Raw genomic sequence first — 1,937 nt, 5'->3', positions numbered from 1 at the left:
CCCCATGAATTGCCATCGATCGGCGGGGGCGAAGAAGTTGCGATAGGTAGCTCGCATGTGACCAGCCGGTGTCGCGCACGAGCCGCCACGCAACACATACTGCCCGCACATGAACTTCCCGTTGTATTCACCCAGGGCACCCGAAAGAGCGCGGTAGCCCGGATAGTTGATATAGGGGCTCGAAGTCCATTCCCAGACATCGCCGAACATCTGTTGCAGCCCCTTTGCCGGCTTCACGGCAACCGGATGCAGGTGACCGCTGTCGAGGAAATTTCCTTTGGCACTGTCGGTCTCTTGCGCAGCGTGTTCCCACTCCGCCTCGGTTGGCAGCCTCGCACCTGCCCAGCGCGCATAGGCATCAGCCTCGTAAAAGCTGACGTGGCTGACCGGCGCATTGGCATCAATCTCGACCAGACCCGCAAGGCTGAATTCGCGGCACAGATCTTCGGTCCAGTACAGCGGGCGACTCCATTCACGCTCGCATACCGTGTCCCAGCCCTCCGACATCCACAATGCAGGTGTGCGATAGCCGCCGTCACGGACGAACTCGGCGTATTCGGCATTGCTGACCGGCCGATTGGCGATCGCGTGCGGGTGCAACAGTTCGCGATGCCTCGGCGATTCGCAGTCGAATGCAAAACCCGATCCGTCGTGTCCAATGTCGACGATGCCATCCTTGCCGCTGATGAAACTGAGCGGCAAACCCACGCTCTCGTGCGCCAGGTGGCTCTTGCGAAAAGCAGGCAGCAAGGGATTGATCGAGAACAGATGCTTGATGTCGGTCAACAGCAGTTCCTGATGCTGCTGCTCGTGATTGAGTCCAAGAATCACCACCTCATCATGGCTGCCCGGTTGCTCAAGCAGCATGGCCATGCGTTCATCCACGATCGACCGGTATTCGAGCACCTCGGCCAATGTCGGCCGGGTCAGCAGGCCGCGCTGAGGGCGCGCATGCATCGGGCCAACCGACTGGTAGTAGGAATTGAACAGGAACATCCATTCTGCGTTGAATGGCCGATAGCCAGCCGAGCTACCCAGCAGAAATTGCTCGAAAAACCATGTGGTATGGGCGAGGTGCCACTTGACCGGACTGGTTTCCGGCATCGACTGCGGCACCGTGTCTTCGGGAGCAAGATCAACGATCAGCTCAAGGCTTGCCCTGCGCACCCGACGAAAGGCTTCTTGCAGGCTCTCGGCCTTGCGCGGTGACGTCGACGCTGGCATGGCGTCACTCAAGTTTTCGGATTCGAGCATGGAAGTCCCTCGTTCCGCGGGCTTGTGCGCATTGTCCTCGACGCACATTTACCCCAAGTGAAGGGCGTGTGTTCTTGTCATGGATTCCGGCCCGCCGGGCTCAATGGTCGAGAAACTCGACAACACCGGTTTCCAGAGAATATTCCGCACCAACAATCTGCAATCCTTCGTTCTCGACAAGATTCTCGAGGATATCGGAACCATGACGCAATTGATTGACCGACATGCGGATATTGTTGCGCACGGCGCGGCGCACGAGCTCTTCGGGATTCTTCGCAATCTCGGTTTCCATCAACGCCTCGACCGATGGCCGCACGCGATTGACGATGGACTGAAGATTGCGTGACTGGTCTTCCGAGCGCCGCCCGAGCTCCTGAATCGTGGCCAGAATGGCACCGCACTGAGAGTGACCGAGCACCACCACCAGCCGCGTGCCGTGCTGGGTCGCCGAGAACTCGATGCTGCCAATTTGCGACGGCGCCACAATGTTGCCGGCGACTCGAATGACGAAGAGATCGCCCAGTCCCTGGTCGAATACGAGTTCGGCCGGTACGCGGGAATCCGAGCATCCAAGAATGATCGCAAAGGGTTCCTGTTTGGTGATCAACGCACGCCGGCGCTGCTCACTGCTCTGGCCTTCTCCGCCACCCAACTCGGCGACGAAACGCTGGTTGCCATCTTTC

Annotated in this window: 2 protein-coding genes; both read right to left on the bottom strand. The window is 59.2% G+C overall.

Translation table 11 applies throughout. From position 1 onward, the window contains the following. Positions 1-1,254: ergothioneine biosynthesis protein EgtB (gene egtB, locus WBP53_RS03820; protein ID WP_423926104.1), on the bottom strand; the 1,254-nt coding region annotated here is incomplete at its 3' end. A gap of 100 nt (positions 1,255-1,354) precedes the next feature. After that, positions 1,355-1,937 (bottom strand): carbonic anhydrase (locus tag WBP53_RS03815; protein ID WP_423926102.1); only part of this gene is annotated, 583 nt, incomplete at its 5' end.

Source organism: Dokdonella sp., assembly GCF_049593775.1.
GTDB lineage: Bacteria > Pseudomonadota > Gammaproteobacteria > Xanthomonadales > Rhodanobacteraceae > Dokdonella.
This window is presented reverse-complemented; position numbering and strand designations above follow the sequence as displayed.